Source organism: Parvimonas micra (assembly GCF_021300775.1).
Lineage (GTDB): Bacteria > Bacillota > Clostridia > Tissierellales > Peptoniphilaceae > Parvimonas.
This window is the reverse complement of sequence record NZ_JAJTJP010000003.1, coordinates 222,080-243,974: the sequence shown is the minus strand read 5'-3', so window position 1 is coordinate 243,974 and position 21,895 is coordinate 222,080. Positions and strand designations below refer to the sequence as shown.

Sequence of the window (21,895 nt, the reverse complement as noted above, 5' to 3'; positions counted from 1 at the left end):
TAATATTTTTTAAATAAAAATAAAACGTTATCTTATCGTTTATGCCTTTGACAACTATAACTAAATTTGATATACTTTGTATAGCTAAAAAAATAGCTTTAAAAATTATATTTTAGGAGGATGAAATGGAAGGTTCCGAAAAGAAAATTAGTTGGCAGTCCCTTGTATTTATGTGTTTCTCAACACTTTGGGGATTCGGAAATGTTTTAAACGGTTATATTTACTTTCATGGTACACAAGTAATATTTTCTTGGATACTAATGTTCGCATTGTATTTTATTCCGTATGCACTTATGGTTGGTGAACTTGGTTCTACATTTAAAGATTTAGGTGGTGGAGTTACTTCTTGGATTCAAGAAACAACTAACTCTAAATTAGCTTATTATGCAGGATGGACTTATTGGGCAGTACACATTACTTATATTGCTGGTAAAGGTTCAGGTGGTCTTAAAGCTTTAAGCTTTATGATTTTTAGAGATGCTAAAGCTTATGATAGTATTCCTACAATCTATGTTCAATTAGCTACTTTTGGTGTATTATTGTTATTCTGTTATTTAGCAACAAGAGGTTTAAGTCCTATTAAGAGATTATCTACTATTGCTGGTTCAAGTATGTTTATTTTAGGTATTTTATTTATTCTTATGATGTATGCTGCACCAGTTATTAATCCAAATGGGGGATATTTAAAATTAAACTTATCAATGAGTAATTTATTACCTAAAGTTGATTTGAACTATTTAAGTAGTTTATCAATCTTAGTATTTGCAGTTGGTGGTATTGAAAAAATTTCACCTTATGTAAATAAAGTTGAAGGAGATTCTGCAAAAGAATTCCCTAAAGCTATGATGTTCGCTACTCTAATGGTTGTTATCAGTGCTATATTTGGTACAGTTGCTATGGGACTTATGTTCGATATCAACGAAATCAACGCAAGTAAAGAAGCATTTGACTCTTATGCAGCAAATGGTGCTTACTGGGCATTCCAAAAATTAGGACAATACTATGGTGTTGGTGATTTACTATTAATCATCTATTCAGCAGCTAATACTGTTGGACAATTTGCAACATTATTAATTAGTATTGATGCTCCTTTAAGAATGTTATTAGAAGACCCTAATGCAAGTCAATATATCCCAACAAAATTGTTAAAGAAGAACGAAAAAGGTGCTTATGTAAATGGTATCGTATTAGTTGCAGTACTTGGTGGAGCAATCATATTAGCTCAATCATTTGTACCAGGAGCTACTACAGTTCTAAGACAACTTACTCGTCTTAACGGTGTAGTAATGCCAATGAGATATATGTGGGTATTCGTTGCTTACTTTGCTCTTAGATATGGTAGAGAAGAACTTGACAGACATTATAGATTTGTTAAAAGCAGAGGTGTTGGACTATTCTTTGGTGCTTGGTGTTTCATAGTAACATTAGCTTGTTGTTTACTAGGAATGTACTCAAAAGACCAATTCGAAATGTTCTTAAAGATTATTACTCCACTAGTTTTAGTTGCTTTAGGTTTAATCTTACCAATTCTTAGAAAAGCAGAAGACAACAAAAAAATGTAATTTATAAAGAAATAAAGGAACTTTGGTTCCTTTATTTTCTTTAAGATATAAATAATGATTTTAATTTAATCAATTAGGGTAAATTTAAAATGATAGGAGGTATTGATATGAATAATATTGAAATTTCAAAAGAGTTATTAACTTTTATTGATTCAAGTAAAAGTATGTTTCATACAGTTGATACAATGAAAAAATATTTTGACAAAGCTGGTTATACATTTTTACCAGAAAATGCAAAATGGGAAATAAAAAAAGGTGGAAATTACTATACTACAAGAAATAATTCAAGTATATTAGCTTTCCAAGTAGGAGAAGAACTCAGCGATTATCATTTCCAAATCACAGCTGCACACAGCGACTCTCCAACATACAAGGTTAAAGCAGTTCCAGAAATGGAAGCACCAGGAGAACATTTGAAATTAAATGTTGAAGGTTATGGTGGAATGATTGACTCAACTTGGTTTGATAAACCTTTAAGTCTTGCAGGTAGAGTTTTAGTTATAGAAAATGGAAATATTGTAAATAAATTATTTAATATTGATAAAGATATTTTAATGATACCAAATGTTGCAATTCACTTAAACAGAGAAATAAACAATGGTTATGCTTATAATAAACAAGTTGACTTATTACCCTTATTCTCAGCAGGAGAATTAAAGAAAGGCGACTTCGATAAAATGATTGCTGAAGAATTAGGAGTTAAAGTTGAAGATATAGTTGCAAAAGATTTATTCTTAGTAAATCGTCAAAGACAATGTATTTGGGGATATAAAGATGAATTCGTTTCAACACCAAAACTTGATGACTTACAATGTGCATTTACATCAATGAAAGCATTTTTAGATTCTAAAAATCCAAAGGCAATAAATGTTTGTGCCGTTTTTGACAACGAAGAAGTTGGCTCAAACACAAAACAAGGTGCAATGTCAACATTTATGAAAGATGCTTTAAAGAGAATTAATGCTTCACTTGGTTTTGGAACAGATGAATATCATCAAGCAGTAGCAAAATCTTTCTTAGTAAGTTGTGATAATGCTCATGCTGTTCATCCAAATCATCCTGAACTTTATGATCCAACAAATAGAACATTTATGAACAAAGGTATTGTAATTAAAGAAGCTGCAAATCAAAAATATACAACTGATGCTTTTAGCAGAGCAGTATTTTTAGAAATTTGTAAAAAAGTAGATGTTCCTACACAATACTTTGCAAATAGATCCGATAAAGTTGGTGGTTCAACTCTTGGAAACTTATCAAATATTCAAGTTAGTTTACATGCTCTTGATATAGGAGTTGCACAACTTGGAATGCACTCAAGCTATGAAACTTGTGGAATTAAAGACACAGGATATATGGTTACAGCATTAAAAGAATTCTTCTCAACAAATATTAAAATTGATTGTGCTGACGGAGTGATTTTTGAATAATGGCAAGAAGAATTACGCCAAAAGAAATGGCTGAAGATAAGGCTAAAGTTTCTCTTACAGGATTAACTATAATCATGATGGGAACTTTGTTTATATATTTTTTATGGGCTGTTATAAACAGTAAATTTTTAGTTAATTTCAGCATAGATGCATTAGTTGGAGTAGTTGCTTTTGTAATCTTAGTTAGAAATTTAAAACTAAAATATGATGTAATTAAAAAATATACAAGTGAAAAACAATTTATGATTTTAGATTTTGTTGCTTTTGTTCTATGCTTTTTAATAAAAGTTGTAGTACAAATACCATTTGATTTTTCTTTAATCATATTATTACTTTCACATTATGCGACAAAGCAAATATTTAATAAAATTATAGAAAAAAAATGATGTTCAAATGAGCATCATTTTTTGTTTTTAAATTTAATTTTGTATTTTCTTTATGGAATTTTTGATATTATATATAACTTTATCCTTAGGAACATCATCGCGTTTTTTAAATATAGGTGTTGGACGACCACCTTTTTCTTTTTCTTCAAAACTCAATTCATAAATTCCGTCTTTTGAGATTATATTATTCAATTCTTCTTCCAGATATCCTTGAGAAATTTGATATTTTAATTTTCCATTATTTTCAGTAATTTTTAATGTTCCAACGCTTTTACCATTTTGCAAAATAAAAAATGAAAATATATTTTCCTTTATCGAATATGGTTCAGATAATTCCAAATTGTTAACGTCTTTAATTGCTGTACCAGTTAGTTTTTCTTTTACAAAAATCTCTTTTGCATATTCAACAACTTTTTTAGGAACTGGACTGCTAATCAAATAAAATCCATTTTCGCTTTTATTGGTAGTATAAAATTCTTTATTTTTATTAGAATTACAAGAACATAAAGCTAAAACAGAAAATAAGAAAAAAATTTTTAATAATTTTTTCATTAAATTTATCCTCCAGTATGTTTTTATAACATTTTTAGATTTTTGTTATTTTAAAACAAATTAAACAGTCTCCATTCGTATACCTCGAACAATTTAATGATATTTTTTTAAAATTAACAAATGTTTTCATAAGACCATCCTATAATAAATAATTATACTATTAAAAATAAAACTGATAAATGTATTTTTTATTGATTAGAGTATACCATATTATTTTATCAATAGTCAATCAATATATAATATTAATTTTAGATTTTTTAGTAACAATTAAAAAAATACTTATCTTAGATTAGATAAAGATTTAATATTTGACAACGAAAAATTATTATGCTATGCTCATAGTAGCGGTAAAAAGAAAAAATGATATTTTGATCATTATTAAAAAACGATTTTATCCGATATATAGGTTAGGAGAGAATTGTTTTAAATAATTCTCTCTTTTTGTTTTCTCATTATAAAATGGGGGTATTCTTTAATTAGATACAGAGAAAAGGTAAAATCAATTAAGAAGTATTTAAAAATTTAAGAGGAGGTTTTTTATGAAACCATTTGTTTATAATATTCCTGTTAAGGTATATTTTGGAGAAGGACAACTTTCCAATCTTGGAAGAGAATTGTCAAAATATGGAAAAAAAGTTTTATTAACTTATGGAGGAGGTTCCATTAAAAAGATAGGACTTTATGATGAGGTTATCAAAGAAATAAAAAGTGCAGGACTTGAAGTTTTTGAACTTTCAGGGATAGAACCTAATCCTAGAATAGAATCTGTTAGAGAGGGTGCTAGAATATGTAAGGAAGAAAATATTGATGTAGTTCTTGCTGTTGGTGGAGGATCAACGATTGACGCCTCAAAATTTATTTGTGCTGGAGCAAAAGTTGATTTTGACCCTTGGGATTTTCTTGATTTAGAAAAAAGAGCAAAAATAGAAGATGCATTGCCTCTTTTAACTATATTAACACTTTCAGCAACTGGTTCTGAAATGGATAATGGGGGAGTTATTTCAAACCTTAAAACAAATGAAAAATTAAGCAATGGTTCGATGGCTATGTTACCAAAGGTTTCTTTTCTTGACCCTAAAAATACATACAGTGTAAGTGAATATCAAACTGCTTGCGGTTCAGCAGATATTTTAAGTCATATCCTAGAAGTTTATTTTACAACAGAAAATGATTTATTTATGCTTGATTGTGTTATGGAAGGTCTTATGAAAACAGTAATAAAATATGCTCCGATAGCAATGAAAGACCCTACAAACTATGAAGCTCGTGCTAATTTAATGTGGGCATCTTCATGGGCAATAAATGGTTTTATAAATGGAAGTAAATCAACTGCATGGAGTTGTCACCCAATGGAACATGAACTTTCAGCATTTTATGATATAACTCATGGACATGGACTTGCAATATTAACTCCTCGTTGGATGCAATATTGTTTAAATGATGAAAATATTTATAAATATGTTCAATTCGGAGTTAATGTTTTTGGCATAGATAAAAATCTGTCTGATAGAGAAATTGCAGAAAAAGCCATTGAAAAACTTTCTGAATTTTTATTTAACGACTTAAAATTACAAAGTACATTAACAGATGTAAATATTAACGATGAAAATTTTGCTATTATGGCTAAGAAGGCTTGCAAGGGAAAAGAAAGTATAAAAGGATTTAAAGAATTAACACCAGAAGATATAGAAAATATTTATAGAAGGTGTTTATAAACTTTAATAAAAATTTTAAAAATAATTAAATAAGAACCCCACCCTTCCACGATGCTTTGCATCGGGTGGGTACCCGGGAACCTTGTTGTTTCACAATGTTTCACAATAACAACCCCACCATTCCTCGATGCTTTGCATCGGGTGGGTGCCCGGGAACCTTTTTGTTTCACAATAAAAACTCATCTAACATGCTTAGATGAGTTTTTTTATATAATTATGATATATTTTTATTTTATGTCAATATATATGATGAAAAATACCAGTTTTTATATTTGATAAAAAAATATAATTGTGATATTCTCGTGATAACTATTTACCTAGAATATAAAGTAAATAGATAAATTAATTTTTTAAAATGTATTATATATGAAATATTTTTTTGCTTTGCTTTGGAGGTAGTTATGTGTAATTTATTTTTTTAATATTTTATAAAACAGAAGAAAAATATTCTATTCCTTATTGTGATTATAATTTTGGGGATTGTTATGACTTCTGTTACAAATAATTACCCTGTGTTTTCTGATTTGACTGGAGGATTTTTACCTGTTAATAAGGCTTTGGTTAATTATGTGGGAATAGAAATTGGGATATGTTTTGTTGCATTGATTATTTCTACTGTTTTATTCGGCTTATATATAAAAGTTAAAAAATAAAAATTTTACTGTAAAATATATTATAAATATTTTACAGTTTTTTTATGGGTAAAACATTTTTAGTAATATATTTTTACTAAATAATTATGAATTTTCAAGCGGGAAAATTACTGAAAATAATTTTCATAAAGTATTTTATTTTAAATTAAATTATGTTATAATTATATTGATGTTTGTAAACGATTTTTATATTTAATTTTAATTCAAAGGAGTGATAACATGTCAGTACCTACTATAAAAGATGTAGCTAAATTAGCTGGGGTTTCTATTTCAACTGTTTCAAGAGTCATGAATGAGTCAAAACCTGTAAGCCCAGAATCAAGAAGAAAGGTTTTAGATGCTATAAAGAAATTAGATTTTAAGCCTAATGAATTGGCAAGAAGTCTTGTAATGAGAAAATCAAATATGATTGGTGTTATTGTAAAAGATATAGGAATTTCTTATATGGCTCAAATTATTAGAGGAATTGAAGAAATTGGAAGAATGTACAATTATGATATTTTACTTTCTAGTACATACGGAGATATTGAAGTAGAGCATAAGATTATCGAATTTATGTGCACTAAACAAGTTGAAGGAATTATTATGATAAGTGAAAAGATTAATCCGGAAATTTTGTTTAAGTTGAAAAGTAAAAACATTCCATTTGTAAGACTTGATAAATTTTATGAATATACTGATGAACATACAGTAAGTATTGATTACAAATCAACTTGTAATAAAATGACTAACTATCTTGTTGATGAAGGACATGAAAGTATTATTTTTATAAGTGAGGATATTACAAGTAGAATTGGTAGAGAAAAACTTGCTGGATTTAATGAAGCTGTTGCTGAAAGAAAAGTAAAATCAGCTCTTATAAATGCAAAGGATATAACAGTTCAAGCTGGATATGATATGGGAGAAGAAATTTTCAAACTTATCAAAGATAATAAATCAACAGTTGTTTTTGCAAGTGAAGATTCTTTAGCAATTGGTTTTATAAGTTATTGTTATGATAACGGACTTAAAGTTCCTCAAGATATTTCAGTTGCAGGATTCGGAGATGATTTAATCGCATCAATTTACAGACCTGCACTTACAACAATAGAAGAACCATATTATGATATGGGTGCAATATCTATGAGAAAGTTGATTAAGGAACTTAGAAATGAAGAAAAATTAAAGGATGTTACAATCTTACCTTCAAGAATTGTTGAAAGAGGATCTGTTGCTACTTTTAAGAAAAAAAATAAATAATTTAAAAATTGCTCTTCTTTTTGAAGAGCTTTTTTTGAAGTGGGAGAAGGTGATTAAATGGGGATTTATTTAGCTGTTAGAGATGGCTTTAAAAAGACAAAAACAAAATTTATACTTGGATGCGCCTTTGATATAATTAGCAGTTTAATTTTAATTTATTTAGTTGTTTTATCTGGAAAGATTGTAGATTTGTTTAAAAGTCCAACTTTTGAGGCTACAAAAGTTTATAGTTATGTAGCTTTGATGATATTTTTAGGCTTAGTTAACTTTTTAAGTTTTATGACTTTTGCTTATTTATCTTTTGGTTCAGGCGCTAAGTTAAAGATGTACTATAAGGATTTAATTTTTAGAAAAATATTAAAGAAATCTCCTGATTTTTTTCAAAAAAATACTGCAGGAGATGTTATTGGTTTAGCAGATAACGAAACAAAATACATATATGAATATTTTAGTTTTGGAATTTTATTAGCATGTGATTCTATTTTTATGCCATTAATTTGTGCAATTTATCTTGTGTTCTTTCTTTCTTGGGAACTAACTATTGCAGTTATGTTACCTTTTGTTTTCACAGCAATTATTACAAATTTAATAAGTAAAAAAGTTGGTAAAGTAAGTGAAGAAATGAATTTGACTTTTGGAAAGTCAAGTCAGGAAATTTTAGAAATAATTGAAGGAATAAAATTAATAAAAAGTTATGTTAATGAAGAGGTAAGACAAAAAAATATTTCTAAAATAATTAAATATTATTTCGATTTAGCATATTTAGAATCGAATCTTTGGATGATGTCTTTTCTTTCAAACTCATTTATAAGAGTGGTATCAATGGTAATAGGACTATTTTATGGGGCTTTTTTAGTTAGAAATGGAAGTATTTCAATTGGAAAACTTGTAACATTTTTTGGACTTGGAGAGACTTTAGCATGGTCTTTTTGGGGACTTGGCGACTGTATAAATACCTATAAAAGAGCATTAGTTTCAATAAATAGAATAAATCTTCTACTTGATGATGAGACAGAAATTGAAGATGGTGATAAAATTTTAGAAGATTTTTCTACTATGGAATTTAAAAACTTTTCTTTTTATTATCCTGAAGAAAAAGAGGCTTCACTTAAAGATATAAGTTTTAAACTAAATAAGGGAGAAACTTTAGGGATTGTTGGTAAAAGTGGAAGTGGAAAGAGTACATTAGTAAAACAAATTTTAAGATTTTATAATTTTGATAAAAACAAGGTTTTTATTAATAATATACCTTATGAGGAATATGATATTACATCAGTAAGAAGTAAATTTGGATATGTAAGTCAAGAGAATATTTTGCTCTCAAAAACTGTAAGAGAAAATATTTTATTTGGTAGTGTATCAGAAGATGATGAAAGAATTATTAATGTTATTAAAAAAGCAGATTTTTATAAGGATATACAAAATTTAGAAAAAGGACTTGATACAGTTGTTGGAGAACGTGGTCTTGGACTTTCTGGTGGACAAAAACAAAGAATTTCTCTAGCGAGAGCGTTATATCGTGATCCTGAAATTCTAGTTTTAGATGATTCTTTTTCTGCGATTGATGCAAATACTGAAAGTAAGATTATTAATTCGCTTAAAGAAAATAGAAAAAATAGAACTAATATAATTATTTCTCATAGAATTTCTGCAGTTGAACATGCTGATTTAATTTTGGTTATGGACAATGGAAAAATAGTAGATAGAGGAACTCATGAAGAACTTATTTCCAAGGATTCTTGGTATAAAGAACAATTTGAGTATCAAAGTCTAGATAAGGAGGAAGAAGATGAAGAATAAGAAATTAAAGTTTTTAACTTCCTACCTTTTAGAAGAAAAGTTTTTACTTTTTACAGGCTCAATTTGTACTATTTTTAGAGTTTTTCTTGATGTGTATATACCAACAGTTATTTCATCAATTATAGATGCAGATTTGGTTAATATGGATAATTTTTATTCCTTTATTTTAAATAAAGTGTTATTCTATTTAGCATTAAACTTAGCTGTTGTAGGATTTACTTTTGTAGTAAGAATTACTTTTAATAAAATTTCTTGTAATATCGCATACAAGATTCAATTTAGTCTAATTAGACGTATGCAAAGTTTCAAGATGCAATATTTTGATAGTTCTTATGCAGGAGATTTGGTTTCTAGATTTACAACTGATACAAATACAATTAAAGAGTTATATCAAACTCTTTTAAATGACTTACTAGCTTTTGTTTTAAATCTAGGAATGATGTTAACTGTTATGTTTTTCATTAGTCCATATTTATTATTAATAGTATTGGTTTATTTGCCATTAATGTATGTAATTACAAAATATTATGGTCAAAAACTTACAGAAGTTACTAAAACTATAAGAAAACATGAGGGAATTACAAGCTCAATCTATAATGAAACTATTAAATCTTTACCTGTAATTCAAGTTTATGGAAATGAAGATTTGATGATTAATTCTTTTGAAAAAGAAAATAAAGAAGTTGAGAAAAACTATATAAGAAGAACTTTAATCAATGCTTTGTTCTCTTGGAATTTGATGGACTTTGTAATGATTGTTACTAATGCGATAATAATTTTAGTATTTACCATTTTAAAACTAAATGGACTAGGTTTAAGTGTTGGTATATTATATATTCTAATTGAATACAATAAAAGAATTTTAAGGCTATTTATGAATTTCTTATCTGAAATAAATAGATATAAGACTGCGCTTGTTTCTTGTGATAGAATCATCAAAATTTTCGAAATTGAACAAGAAAAAACAACGGATAGGGAAATTGAACTTGAAGGAAATATTGAATTTAAAAATGTTGGTTTTGAATATAAAGAAAATGTTCCAGTTTTAAAAGATGTCAACTTCAAACTTGAAAAGGGAAAATCAATTGCTTTTGTTGGTGCAACTGGAAGTGGAAAGTCAACAATAATGAATTTAATTTTAGGTTTTTATGAAAATCAAAAAGGAGAAATTTTACTTGATGGACAAAATATAAAAACTTTAAGTAAAGCATCATATAGGAAACAAATGGCAGTAGTGCTTCAAGATCCTTATATTTTTACAGGAAGTATAAAAGACAATATTACTCTTAAAGATGAAAATATAACTGAAAAAGAAGTGCTAGATGCTATTGTAAAAGTTGGAGGGGAAAATCTTTTACAAAGAAGAGATAATAATTTGGATTTTGAGCTTGCAATAAGTGGTTCGGATTTGTCTCTTGGAGAAAAACAAATCATCTGTTTTGCTAGAGCAATAGTTAGAAATCCAAAAGTTTTAATTTTGGATGAAGCAACTGCTAATATTGATACTGAAACTGAGAAAATTATCAATTATGGAATTGATGTTTTAAAACAGGGTAGAAGCACAATGATTATTGCACATAGATTGTCCACCGTTAAAAATTGTGATACAATAGTTATGATAGAAAATGGAAAAGTTTTAGAAACAGGTACACATGATGAGTTGATCGCTCTTAATGGAAAATATAAAACTTGGTACGAAATACAATCTGCAAAAGGGGACAAATAATGAAACAAGAGTATTATGACTTATATGATATTGTTATTAAAGATATAAATAGTGAAGGGTATTTTGTTTATTCTAATATGGCAAAAAAACATATTAGAGAAAAGTTGGGAATGACTGTCGAACAACAAAAAAGAGCTTTTCAATTTTTTGAACTTATGGGTTATTTTAATCAACATGAAAAATTTCCTAAACTTTATATAAGAAGTAAAAAACTTAAAGGTGGTTGTTAAAAAAAGAGCTGTGAAAACAGCTTTTTTTGTTGGGAAATTATTCAGATATTTTGAAGCCGATTTACATTTAACGTCTAGCTACTAAACGAATATTTCTCTCTATACGTCATCTTGAGCGAAACGTAGTATAGCAAAGTGAAGTCAATCTAGCCCTAACTTTGCTTGTTTGCAAGCAAAAGTAGGCCTGATGCAAAGATTGTTAAAATCTTTGATTTGAGTACAATTGACTGAGAAGATCTCATACTTTTGCTTTAGCAAAAGTAAATGTATCGAAGATACATAGAAAAATTATTTTAGAATTTCTTTCAGAAATACTATTTCTTGTTATTAGCAAAAATAAGTAAAAAAATTCACGTCAAGATATTTAGAAAATTAATTCTCCTAACACGTCATCTCGACCGTAACGAAGCTTAGCTGAGTGTAGTGGAGAGATCTCATACTTTTGCTTTAGCAAAAGTAAATGTATTGAAGATACATAGAAAAATTATTTTATAGTTTTTTTCAGAAAGACTATTGCTTGTAAACAAGTAATAGTTTAGAAATCTCCTAAAGTCCCTAATTTTTTGCAATAAAAAAAGCAGATTTCTCTGCTTTTTATTTTTAGTCCATATTGTATCTTTTTTTGAATTTTTCAATTCTACCACCTTTTTCAACAAATCTTTGACGACCTGTGTAGAATGGATGTGAGTCAGAACTGATTTCAATTTTAATTAATGGATAAGTGTTACCATCTTCCATTTCTATTGTTTCATTTGAAGTTTTTGTTGAACCACAGATGAATTTATATCCACTTGTTGTATCCATAAAAACTACTTTATTGTATTCTGGATGTATTCCCTTTTTCATTGTTTTCACCTCACTTAAATATTGTAAATTAATCACTTTAGGTATTATATCATATCATAAAACTTAAATCAAGTATTTTTAGTGAATAAATTGAAAAATATTTTGAAAAATGTTACAGTTTCAATAGATATTTTAAATTTTAGATTAAGTAAATTCAAATTTAATTTGCCTTTTTTATATAAAAATGTTATTCTTATTATGAGAAAAAAACCAACCCTTCCACGATGTTTCGCATCTGGTAGTGCGCGGAAAATTTGTTATTTCACAATTAAAGTTTAGGAGAAAATTATGAGTAGAGCAGATGATATATTTATTTCAATGTGTAAAGATATACTTGAAAATGGTGTAGATACAAAGGGAGAAAAAGTTCGTCCTGTTTGGGAGGATGGAACAAAGGCATATACAATTAAAAAGTTTGGTGTTGTAAATAGATATAATTTAGCTGAAGAATTTCCTGCACTTACACTTAGAAAAACAGCTATTAAATTATGTACTGACGAAATGCTTTGGATATGGCAAAAGAAATCCAATAATATTAAAGATTTGAAGAGTCATGTTTGGGATGAGTGGGCTGATGAAAATGGAAGCATTGGAAAGGCTTATGGGTATCAACTCGGAGTTAAACATAAGTATAAGGAAGGAATGTTTGATCAAGTTGACAGAGTAATTTATGACTTAAAAAACAACCCATATAGTAGAAGGATAATTACAAATATCTACGTTCATGAAGATTTATCTGAAATGAATTTATATCCTTGTGCATATAGTGTTACTTTCAATGTTACAGGTAAAAAATTGAATGCTATCTTAAATCAAAGAAGTCAAGATATTTTAGCTGCAAATAATTGGAATGTTTGCCAATATGCAATTTTAGTTCATATGCTTGCAAGAGAATGTGATTTAGAAGTTGGTGAACTTGTTCATGTTATAGCTGATGCTCATATTTATGATAGACATATTCCTATTATAGAGGAACTTATTAAGAGAGAGAAATTCCCTGCTCCAAAGGTTACTTTAAATCCTAATGTTAAAAACTTCTATGATTTTACATCAGACGATGTTATAGTAGAAAATTATAAATGTGGAGAACAAATAAAAGATATTCCAATTGCAATTTAGGAGGAAATTATGAAAAGAAAAATTGAAGTTTTTGATTATGCAAAAGAAATTATTAAAGCGGTTGAAAAAGGTGTTTTACTTACTACAAAGTCAAAAGGGAGAGTAAATACTATGACAATTTCATGGGGAACATTAGGAATAGAGTGGAATAAACCTATTTTTACTGCTTTTATTAGAGAGGGACGTTTTACAAAAGAGTTACTTGATGAAAGTGGAGAATTTACTATAAATATCTTTTTAAATGTTTTAAATAGAAAGATTATTGGAATTTCTGGAACTAGATCTGGAAGAAATACAGATAAAATCAAGGACCTAAATTTAACTTTAGTTGATTCTGAAATGGTTAATGTTCCTGCTATTAAAGAATTGCCTTTAACTTTAGAATGTAAAGTTATTTACAAACAAAAACAGGATGAAAATGCTATTCCGGAGGAAATAAGAGAAAAAAATTATCCTAAAGATGTTCCAGGGGATTTTCATGGAGCAAATAGAGATTATCATACAGCTTATTATGGAGAAATAGTAAGTGCATATATAATTGAAGAAGATTAAAATTGTGTGCCAAATTTTGATTTGGCACATTTTTTGCATTTAAAAACTGAAAAAATATTGACAAAATTAATTAAATTATATAACATATAGAGAGTTTAAATAATATACGGAGTTGTTTGTATGGAATATAGAGTTTTGAAAAGTGATGAAATGAAAATGGCATTCGCTTTGAGAGAAGAAGTTTTTGTAGACGAGCAAAAAGTTCCACTTGAATATGAGATAGATCATAAAGATAGTTTAGATGATACTATTCATGTTGGAGTTTTTGAAGGAGATGAACTTCTTGCAACTGCAAGAATTATGGATATTCATAAAGAAATTGTCTATTTTGGTAGAGCTTGTGTTAAAAAATCGTGCAGAGGTAAGGGTGTAGGCAGATTTCTATTTATAAATATGGAAGAAACAGTAAAAAAATATAAAAAAGAAAATGAAAAAAAGATAATAAGATTTTCAGCACAATATCATGCAATGACTTTTTATGAAATGTTAGGTTATTCTAAGGATAATGATAATATTTTTGTTGAGGTTGGAATAGAACATATATCAATGAGTAAGATTGTATAAGGAGTTTGTTTTGTATAAAAATTTAGTTATAGTAGAGTCTCCAACAAAGGCTAAAACAGTTAGTAAAATGCTTGGAAGTGATTATAAGGTTGTAGCTAGTATTGGTCATATAAGAGATTTACCAAAAAGTAAAATGGGAATAGATATAGACAATAATTTTGAGCCTGAATATATTAATGTAAGAGGTAAAGCATCGAAGATTAAAGAGTTAAAAGAGCTTTACAAAAATTCAAAAAATGTATATCTTGCAACCGACCCTGATAGAGAGGGAGAGGCTATTTCTTGGCATATTGCTTATCTTTTAGGACTAGACGTTAATGAAAAAAATAGAATAGAATTCCATGAAATTACTAAGAAGAGTATAAAAGAGTCTATTAAAAATTCAAGAAAAATAGATATGAATTTAGTAAATTCCCAACAAGCTAGAAGAGTTTTAGATAGACTTGTGGGTTATAAACTTTCTCCTATTCTATGGAAAAAAATAAAGAGTGGTCTTTCTGCAGGTCGTGTTCAATCTGCAACTTTAAAGATTATTTGTGAACGTCAAGAAGAAATAGATAATTTTGTTCCTGAAGAATTTTGGAAGATTGAAGGAATACATAATGTTCAAAATATAGAGTTTAAATCACTTTATTATGGAGAATATAAAAATAAAAAAGTAGTAAAAAGAGATATAAAAACGGAAAAAGAAGCTTTAGAAGTTGTTGAAAAAACAGACAAAGATAATTTTATCGTTGAAGATGTAAAAAAGGTGAAAAAAGAGAGAAAGCCTCAACCGCCTTTTACTACAAGTACATTGCAACAAGAAGCGGGAAGAAAATTAGGTTTTTCAAGCTCAATGACTATGAGTATTGCTCAACAACTTTATGAAGGAATAAATGTTGGTAAAGAAGGTTCTGTCGGTTTGATTTCATATATGAGAACGGATTCAACTAGAATTTCATCTGAAATAGTTGCTGAAGCAATAGAATATATTACAGAAAACTATGGAAAAAATTATGCTACAAGAGGTAATGAATACAATTTAAAAAAGAAGAATTCACAAGATGCTCATGAAGGCGTTAGACCAAGTAGTATTTTTAGAAGTCCTGAAAAAATAAAGAGCTATTTAACTGCAAATCAATATAAATTATATAAATTGATTTGGGAAAGAACAGTCGCTTCACAAATGAAAGCTGAAAGTTATGAAAGCACACAAATAGTTTTAAATTCAAATAATTGTATCTATAAATTAAATGGAAGATATACTTTATTTGATGGATTTTCAAAAATATATACTTCAAGTGATATTAAAGATGAACCATTACCAAAATTAGAAGTTAAAGATGTAATTAATGCTGAAAAAATAGAAAAAAGTCAACATTTTACAAAACCAGTTGCTAATTTTACAGAGGCTAGTTTAGTTAAAAAACTTGAAGAGAATGGAATCGGAAGACCAAGTACCTATGCAAGTATTATAAATAGTTTGACAAGCAGATTTTATATTTTAATTGAGAATAAAAAAATAATTCCAACAGAGCTTGGAAAAAATGTAAATAAGTTTTTAGTTTCCAACTTTGAAACAATTATAAATGAAAAATTTACAATGGAAATGGAAGAAAAACTTGATGAAATAGCTGAAAATAAAAAGGATTGGAAAAAAGTTATTTCAGATTTCTATGCCGTTTTTGAAACTTTTTTGAAAAAGTCTGAGGGTGATTCAGATGATTACAAGATAAAAGATGAAGTTCTTGATGAAAAATGTCCACAATGTGGTAAAAATTTAGTTGTTAAAAAGGCAAAGTTTGGTAAATTTATTGGTTGTAGCGGATTTCCTGATTGTAATTATATAAAAAAGGAAGTTAAAGATACTGGTGTAAAATGCCCTAAATGTGGTGGAAGAATAATCGAAAAAATTTCAAAAAAGAGAAAAGTTTTTTATGGTTGTGAAAATTATCCAGAATGTGACTATGCAATTTGGGACAAACCGATAGCTGATAAAAATTGTGAAAAATGTGGAAAATTCTTAGTTGAAGTTAAAAACAGATTTAAACATGCATTAAAATGTTCCGATGAAAATTGTGATTTTGAGATTGATTTAAAGAAAAAGAAATAAATTATAATTTGACAAAAGAGTAATTATTGTATATAATTTATTTGGATAAAATATTTAGATTTTTTTATCAAAAACTTTTGGAGGCTGGTTATGAAAATATTAGTTGTTATTGATGCGCAAAATGATTTTGTTGACGGTAGATTGGGAACTAAAGAAGCTATTGATATGATTCCGAGTTTAAAGGAAAAAATTAAAAACTTTGACGGAGAAATTATTTATACAATGGATACTCATGATGATAACTACCTAAATACGCAAGAGGGCAGAAAACTTCCTGTAAAGCATTGTATCAAGGGTAGTAATGGTTGGGAAATCCGAGAAGGTATTTATAAAGAAAATTGTAAAATTTTTGAAAAAGCAGGATTTGGATCTAGCAACTTAGTTGAATATTTAAAAAATCTAAACGAAAAAGAGCAAATAGAAAGTATTGAATTTGTTGGAATTTGTACTGATATTTGTGTAGTTGTTAATGCATTAATGATTAAAGGATTTTTACCTGAAGTTGAACTAATCGTTGATAGTAAATGTTGTGCGGGAGTTACTCCACAAAGTCATAATTCAGCATTAGAAACAATGAAAATGTGTCAAATTGAGATTTTATAAAAAAATAAGGATACACGATTACAAGTAGTAGTCGTGTTTTTTTATTGTAAATATGCCTAAAATATGGTATAATAAACGAGAATTAAAATAGATTAAAAATTATTTTAATTGTGATATTTACTGTATGGAGGTGAGATAATGGACTGTATTTTTTGCAAAATTGTTAATGGAGAAATTCCATCAAATAAAGTTTATGAAGATGATGATATAGTTGCATTTAACGATTTATCCCCTCAATCTCCGATTCATTTTTTAGTAATTCCTAAAAAACATATTGAATCTTGTAATTTTTTAGATAGAGAAAATTCAGAAGTAGTTGCAAAGATTTTTGTAAAGATTGCTGAACTTGCAAAAGAAATGGGATTTGATGAATCAGGTTACAGAATTATAAATAATTGTAATGATCACGGTGGACAAACTGTTAAACATTTACATTTTCACGTTCTTGCAGGACGTAGTTTAAATTGGCCACCAGGCTAAAATTTAAAATATTATAAAAAATTTTTAAAAATTATTAATTATACAAAAAAATATTGTGAATTTACTTGAATTTATATTGATTTTGTTGTATAATATGAATGATTATTTCTCAAGACAGTATGTCTATATAAGAGAGGGGGGATATCATGGCAGAGATCAGAGTTGGCGAAAACGAATCTTTGGATAATGCGTTGAAAAGATTTAAAAGACAATGTGCACGTGCTGGAGTGCTTTCAGAATATAGAAAAAGAGAACATTACGAAAAGCCAAGTGTAAAGAGAAAGAAAAAATCAGAGGCAGCAAGAAGAAAAAAGAAAAAATTCTAAGCTGTTTAAAATTTAATTTTTTGAATTAAACTAAAGTCCTTTATTTTAAGGGCTTTTTTTATGTTTTTAAAACTTTATAGATAATAAAAAAGTTCATGTCATAATACCTAGCAAAGAAAATCTCCTAACACGTCATCTCGACTGGAGCAGAGCGAAATGAATCTAGCCCTAACTTAGATTATTTACTTGTAAATAATCTATAGTAGGTCTGACGCAAAGATTGTCCAAATCTTGATTTGGATACAATCGACTGCGGAGACCTCATACTTTTGCTTTAGAAAAAGTAAATGTATCGAAGATACATAAAAAAAACATTTATTATTTCTTTCAGAAATACTATTTCTTGTAAACAAGAAATAGTTGAGATCTTTCGACTACGCTCAAGATGACGGTTAAGGAAGTAGCTTTGTTAGATAGCATACCGTTAATAGAAAATTAGCTTACGATTAATTTAAAATTTTTAATTAGAAAGTATTGATTTTTATATAAACATTTGATATAATTATATAAACTGTTGTTTAAGGAGGTATTATGACAAAAAGAGAACAAGAACTTTTAGATATAATAAAAGAAAATCCATATATATCTCAAAATGAACTTGCTGACTTGCTTAACATTAAGAGATCATCAGTTGCAGTTCATATATCAAATTTGATTAAAAAGGGATATTTAGTAGGCAGAGCCTATGTGATAAATTCAAACTTATCAAAAGATGTTTGCATCATAGGTGGCTGTAATATTGATTTTATTGCAAAAAGTTTCGATAAATTAAATATGAAAGATTCTAATCCTGGAACATTAGAGTATTCTTTTGGCGGGGTTGCAAAAAATATTGCTGAAAATTTAGTTAAAATGGGAATAGATAATAAATTTATTTCTGTATTTGGAGATGACATTTACTCAAAAGAAGTTAAAGATTATTTAAAGAACATTGGAGTAGATTATTCAAATAGTAAATTTTTAACTAATAAAGGAATGTCAAACTATATTTCTATATTAGATGAAAATAATGATTTATTTACAGCTATTTCATCAATGGAAGTTTTAGAAGAAATAAATATTGAATTTATTTCAAAAATTATTGACTTGATTAAAAGTTATAAATATATTGTAATGGATACAAATTTAAGAGAGGACGTTCTTGAATTTATTTGTAAGAATTGTCCAAATTCAAAGATAATTGTAGATTGTGTTTCAAGAAAAAAAGCTTTAAAAATTAAGAAACTACTAAGATATATTTATCTTATCAAACCAAATATCTACGAAGCTGAAGAATTAACAGAAGTACCTTATAATAATCAAAAAGATTTAGAAAAAATTGTTAAAATATTTTTAGATGAGGGAGTTAAGAAAGTTTTTATTTCAATGGGTGATGAAGGTATTGTATATGCCGATAAAAATGAAAATGGCATAGTAAAAATAGAAGAAGAACTAAAAATTGAAAACTCTTCAGGTTGTGGAGATGCAGCTATGAGTGGAATAATCTACGGCGAAGTTAATGGTTATGAAATTTTAGAATGTGCAAAACTTGGAAATGTTGCTGGATATATAACTGCGCAATCTATGGATACAGTAAGCAAAGACATAAGCGAAAAAAATCTATTAAATTTTGGAGGAAGTTATGAAATTAGAAAAGTATTTAACAGTTAGTGAAGAAGTAAAAAATGCTATTAAGGAAAATAAACCTGTTGTAGCTTTAGAATCAACAATTATATCACATGGTATGCCATATCCTAAAAATGTTGAAACAGCTCTTGAAGTTGAAAAAGTTGTTAGAGAAAATGGAGCAATTCCTGCTACAATAGCTATTATAAACGGAGAAATTAAAGTTGGCTTAACAAAAGAAGAAATTGAAGTAATCGGAAAAGCTGGACTTAGTGTAACAAAAACTTCAAGAAGAGATTTAGCTTATGTTGTTGCTAATAAATTAAATGGAGCAACAACTGTTGCTGCAACAATGATTTGTGCAGAAATGGCAGGAGTTAAAGTTTTCGCAACAGGTGGAATCGGTGGAGTTCATAGAGGAGCAGAAACTACTATGGATATTTCAGCAGACCTTGAAGAATTAGGAAATACAAATGTAGCTGTTATTTGTGCAGGTTGTAAATCAATTTTAGATATGGGACTTACTTTAGAATATTTAGAAACAAAGGGAGTTCCTGTTTATGGATACCAAACAAATATATTACCAGCATTCTACACAAGAGAAAGCGATTTTAAAGTTAGTAAAATAAATTCAGAAGAAGAAATTGCAAGAGTTTTAAAAGCTAAATGGGATTTAGAACTTAATGGTGGAGTTGTAATTGCAAATCCTATTCCGGAAGAATATTCAATGGATAGACAATTAATTGATAAGACAATTTTAGATGCTTTAAAAGAAGCAGATGAAAATGGAATAAAAGGAAAAGACACAACACCTTTCTTACTTGATAAAGTTCAAAAACTTACACAAGGAAAGAGCCTTGAAGCTAATATCAGATTAGTATTCAATAACGCAAAACTTGCAAGTAAAATAGCAATAGAATATTCAAAATTAGCATAAAAAAAGTCGGGAAATCCGACTTTTTTTATGAATTAATGCCTTAAAATTTACTATTTTGAAAAAGTTTTTTAGTATGATATAATAAAAGTACAAAAGCATATTTTAAATGTTGTTGATGATATTATTTTAATAAAGGACAATGTTAATTATAGTGCGTGGATATCTAATAGAATTAATAATATATCAAAAGATATTGATATTGTTTATCTAGGTAAAAATAAAGATATATATAGGTTTATTATAGTAAAAAGTTGTGTAAAATGATAAAAATATTAGATGAAGTTAGTAAGTGGGAAATTGATAAGAAAAAAATTTACAAAGAGCCAAGTCAATCACAAAAATAGTACCTAGTACTTTTGAAGAAGAACAATTAGATGAATTAATAAAAGAAATAAAAAATATTAAGTATAAAATAGGTAAATATTAAAATAAAACAAGTATTTTATATTATTAATTGATAAAGGAGTGTTAAATGAATGATTATCAATACTATTTTTTTGATTTAGATGATACGTTATGTAATTATAAATCAGCAAAGGAAAAAGCTAATATTAGAATCAATAGACAATTAATGAATTATGGAATTGATATTCATCTTTTTAAGGAGAAATACATTTCAAATGAAGTTAAATTAATGAACTCTTTTCTTGAAGGAAAACTTAATAAAATAGAATATCGAACAAGAAGATATTCTGATATTTTAAATTTTTTTGGAGTAAATAATGTAGATGAAAAAGCCAAAGAACTTAATTTAATATTTATGGAAGAAGGGAATATTAAAATTAAAATATTTGATGATGTTATTCCTTTTATGAAAAAAATTAAAAAAGCTAAGAAAAAAATAGCTATTATTACAAATGGTCCTACTGATGGTCAAATGAGTAAATTAAAAGTCACAGGGCTATTAGATTATATAGATCATATTTATATTAGTGAAGAAGTTGGAGCTGCAAAACCTTCAAAAGTTATATTTAATTTTGCAATGCATGATTTAGGTGCTTTACCTAAGGAATCTGTTATGTTTGGAGATAATATTAAAGAAGATATTTTTGGTGCAAAATCAGTTGGAATGAGTGCTATATTAGTTAATAGATTTAATAAAAATATTAATTATAATAATCAAATAAAAAATTTTTTTGAATTAGATAATATTTAAATTCATTATAGGGCGATGATGGGAGAATATATTATCTATTATAAAGAAAAAGTAATAGGTGGAATATATGATGACAGATTTTTAGTAAAAGCTACAAAGAAAGCTATTGACTATGTTTCTGACGTACAATTTCAATTGCCTTACGAAGGAGCAAAAGAAATGCTATTAGTTGATGATGTAGAAGATAAAATGTACCTAAAAGGCTTATTTGATACAATGTATGATGAATTACCTTTCCCTAAAGTTAAGAAGAAAAAATAAAAAATAAAAATTTTATAAATTAAAATGGATAGCATTTTGCTATCCATTTTGTTTTATATTT

22 protein-coding genes are annotated in these 21,895 nt (G+C 27.4%); 20 read left to right on the top strand and 2 right to left on the bottom strand.

Annotated features, from left to right (window positions below; genetic code table 11):
- Positions 1 to 125 precede the first annotated feature (125 nt).
- The 3 genes from LW893_RS06390 to LW893_RS06380 all read left to right on the top strand — a co-directional run bounded on the left by LW893_RS06390 (position 126) and on the right by LW893_RS06380 (position 3,375).
- Positions 126 to 1,562 carry an APC family permease gene (locus LW893_RS06390; RefSeq protein ID WP_233056459.1) on the top strand — a complete coding sequence of 479 codons (1,437 nt, stop codon included), beginning with the start codon at positions 126 to 128 and terminating at the stop codon, positions 1,560 to 1,562.
- A gap of 107 nt (positions 1,563 to 1,669) precedes the next feature.
- Positions 1,670 to 2,989 (top strand): M18 family aminopeptidase, encoded by a 1,320-nt coding sequence (locus LW893_RS06385; protein ID WP_233056458.1) that lies wholly within the window; start codon positions 1,670 to 1,672, stop codon positions 2,987 to 2,989.
- Positions 2,989 to 3,375: a hypothetical protein gene (locus tag LW893_RS06380; protein ID WP_233056457.1), complete on the top strand. Its 387-nt coding sequence runs from the start codon at positions 2,989 to 2,991 to the stop codon at positions 3,373 to 3,375. The genes LW893_RS06385 and LW893_RS06380 overlap by 1 nt, the downstream gene beginning before the upstream one ends.
- Before the next feature lie 33 nt (positions 3,376 to 3,408).
- Here the strand turns inward: LW893_RS06380 and LW893_RS06375 are convergent, their stop codons facing one another.
- Positions 3,409 to 3,927, bottom strand: a complete 519-nt coding sequence (locus tag LW893_RS06375; protein WP_233056456.1) for a hypothetical protein — start codon at positions 3,925 to 3,927, stop codon at positions 3,409 to 3,411.
- A 539-nt stretch (positions 3,928 to 4,466) separates the two neighbouring features.
- Between LW893_RS06375 and LW893_RS06370 the strand changes: the two genes are divergently transcribed.
- The 6 genes from LW893_RS06370 (at position 4,467) to LW893_RS06345 (ending at position 11,290) form a co-directional block, all read left to right on the top strand.
- The gene (locus tag LW893_RS06370) at positions 4,467 to 5,642 is read left to right on the top strand and encodes an iron-containing alcohol dehydrogenase (RefSeq protein WP_233056455.1); all 1,176 of its coding nucleotides are present in this window, start codon (positions 4,467 to 4,469) and stop codon (positions 5,640 to 5,642) included.
- Between the two features lie 485 nt (positions 5,643 to 6,127).
- Positions 6,128 to 6,295: a hypothetical protein gene (locus LW893_RS06365; protein ID WP_233056454.1), complete on the top strand. Its 168-nt coding sequence runs from the start codon at positions 6,128 to 6,130 to the stop codon at positions 6,293 to 6,295.
- Positions 6,296 to 6,514: 219 nt separating this feature from the next.
- A complete protein-coding gene (locus LW893_RS06360; protein WP_233056453.1) occupies positions 6,515 to 7,534 on the top strand; it encodes a LacI family DNA-binding transcriptional regulator in 1,020 nt (339 codons plus the stop codon).
- Between the two features lie 57 nt (positions 7,535 to 7,591).
- On the top strand, positions 7,592 to 9,334 hold the full coding sequence (locus tag LW893_RS06355) for an ABC transporter ATP-binding protein (RefSeq protein ID WP_233056452.1): 1,743 nt from the start codon (positions 7,592 to 7,594) through the stop codon (positions 9,332 to 9,334).
- Positions 9,324 to 11,060, top strand: a complete 1,737-nt coding sequence (locus LW893_RS06350) for an ABC transporter ATP-binding protein (RefSeq protein WP_233056451.1) — start codon at positions 9,324 to 9,326, stop codon at positions 11,058 to 11,060. Before LW893_RS06355 ends, LW893_RS06350 begins: the two co-directional genes overlap by 11 nt.
- On the top strand, positions 11,060 to 11,290 hold the full coding sequence (locus tag LW893_RS06345; RefSeq protein ID WP_233056450.1) for a hypothetical protein: 231 nt from the start codon (positions 11,060 to 11,062) through the stop codon (positions 11,288 to 11,290). Before LW893_RS06350 ends, LW893_RS06345 begins: the two co-directional genes overlap by 1 nt.
- A 600-nt stretch (positions 11,291 to 11,890) precedes the next feature.
- Here LW893_RS06345 and LW893_RS06340 read toward each other — a convergent pair.
- Positions 11,891 to 12,136, bottom strand: a complete 246-nt coding sequence (locus LW893_RS06340) for a type B 50S ribosomal protein L31 (RefSeq protein WP_004832367.1) — start codon at positions 12,134 to 12,136, stop codon at positions 11,891 to 11,893.
- A gap of 288 nt (positions 12,137 to 12,424) precedes the next feature.
- On the opposite strand from LW893_RS06340, the gene thyA reads away from it, so the two are divergent.
- The 11 genes from thyA (at position 12,425) to LW893_RS06285 (ending at position 21,834) form a co-directional block, all read left to right on the top strand.
- Complete coding sequence (gene thyA, locus LW893_RS06335; protein ID WP_233056449.1) at positions 12,425 to 13,255, top strand: thymidylate synthase; 831 nt, start codon at positions 12,425 to 12,427, stop codon at positions 13,253 to 13,255.
- A gap of 9 nt (positions 13,256 to 13,264) precedes the next feature.
- Entirely contained in the window at positions 13,265 to 13,807 is a 543-nt protein-coding gene (locus LW893_RS06330) for a flavin reductase family protein (RefSeq protein WP_233056448.1), read from the top strand.
- Positions 13,808 to 13,927: 120 nt separating this feature from the next.
- Positions 13,928 to 14,371: a GNAT family N-acetyltransferase gene (locus LW893_RS06325; protein ID WP_233056447.1), complete on the top strand. Its 444-nt coding sequence runs from the start codon at positions 13,928 to 13,930 to the stop codon at positions 14,369 to 14,371.
- Between the two features lie 10 nt (positions 14,372 to 14,381).
- Positions 14,382 to 16,466 carry a type I DNA topoisomerase gene (topA, locus tag LW893_RS06320; RefSeq protein ID WP_233056446.1) on the top strand — a complete coding sequence of 695 codons (2,085 nt, stop codon included), beginning with the start codon at positions 14,382 to 14,384 and terminating at the stop codon, positions 16,464 to 16,466.
- 90 nt (positions 16,467 to 16,556) lie between these two features.
- Complete coding sequence (locus LW893_RS06315; RefSeq protein ID WP_233056445.1) at positions 16,557 to 17,069, top strand: cysteine hydrolase family protein; 513 nt, start codon at positions 16,557 to 16,559, stop codon at positions 17,067 to 17,069.
- 138 nt (positions 17,070 to 17,207) lie between these two features.
- Positions 17,208 to 17,549, top strand: coding sequence for a histidine triad nucleotide-binding protein (locus LW893_RS06310; protein WP_233056444.1), 342 nt, complete (start codon positions 17,208 to 17,210; stop codon positions 17,547 to 17,549).
- A gap of 146 nt (positions 17,550 to 17,695) precedes the next feature.
- Positions 17,696 to 17,875 carry a 30S ribosomal protein S21 gene (rpsU, locus tag LW893_RS06305; protein WP_004832359.1) on the top strand — a complete coding sequence of 60 codons (180 nt, stop codon included), beginning with the start codon at positions 17,696 to 17,698 and terminating at the stop codon, positions 17,873 to 17,875.
- 531 nt (positions 17,876 to 18,406) lie between these two features.
- Positions 18,407 to 19,525 (top strand): carbohydrate kinase, encoded by a 1,119-nt coding sequence (locus LW893_RS06300; protein ID WP_233056443.1) that lies wholly within the window; start codon positions 18,407 to 18,409, stop codon positions 19,523 to 19,525.
- Positions 19,497 to 20,417, top strand: coding sequence for a pseudouridine-5'-phosphate glycosidase (locus tag LW893_RS06295; RefSeq protein ID WP_233056442.1), 921 nt, complete (start codon positions 19,497 to 19,499; stop codon positions 20,415 to 20,417). Before LW893_RS06300 ends, LW893_RS06295 begins: the two co-directional genes overlap by 29 nt.
- A 472-nt stretch (positions 20,418 to 20,889) precedes the next feature.
- The gene (locus LW893_RS06290; protein ID WP_029949239.1) at positions 20,890 to 21,573 is read left to right on the top strand and encodes an HAD family hydrolase; all 684 of its coding nucleotides are present in this window, start codon (positions 20,890 to 20,892) and stop codon (positions 21,571 to 21,573) included.
- Positions 21,574 to 21,834 carry a competence protein TfoX gene (locus LW893_RS06285; protein WP_233056584.1) on the top strand — a complete coding sequence of 87 codons (261 nt, stop codon included), beginning with the start codon at positions 21,574 to 21,576 and terminating at the stop codon, positions 21,832 to 21,834.
- The last annotated feature ends 61 nt before the right edge of the window (positions 21,835 to 21,895 follow it).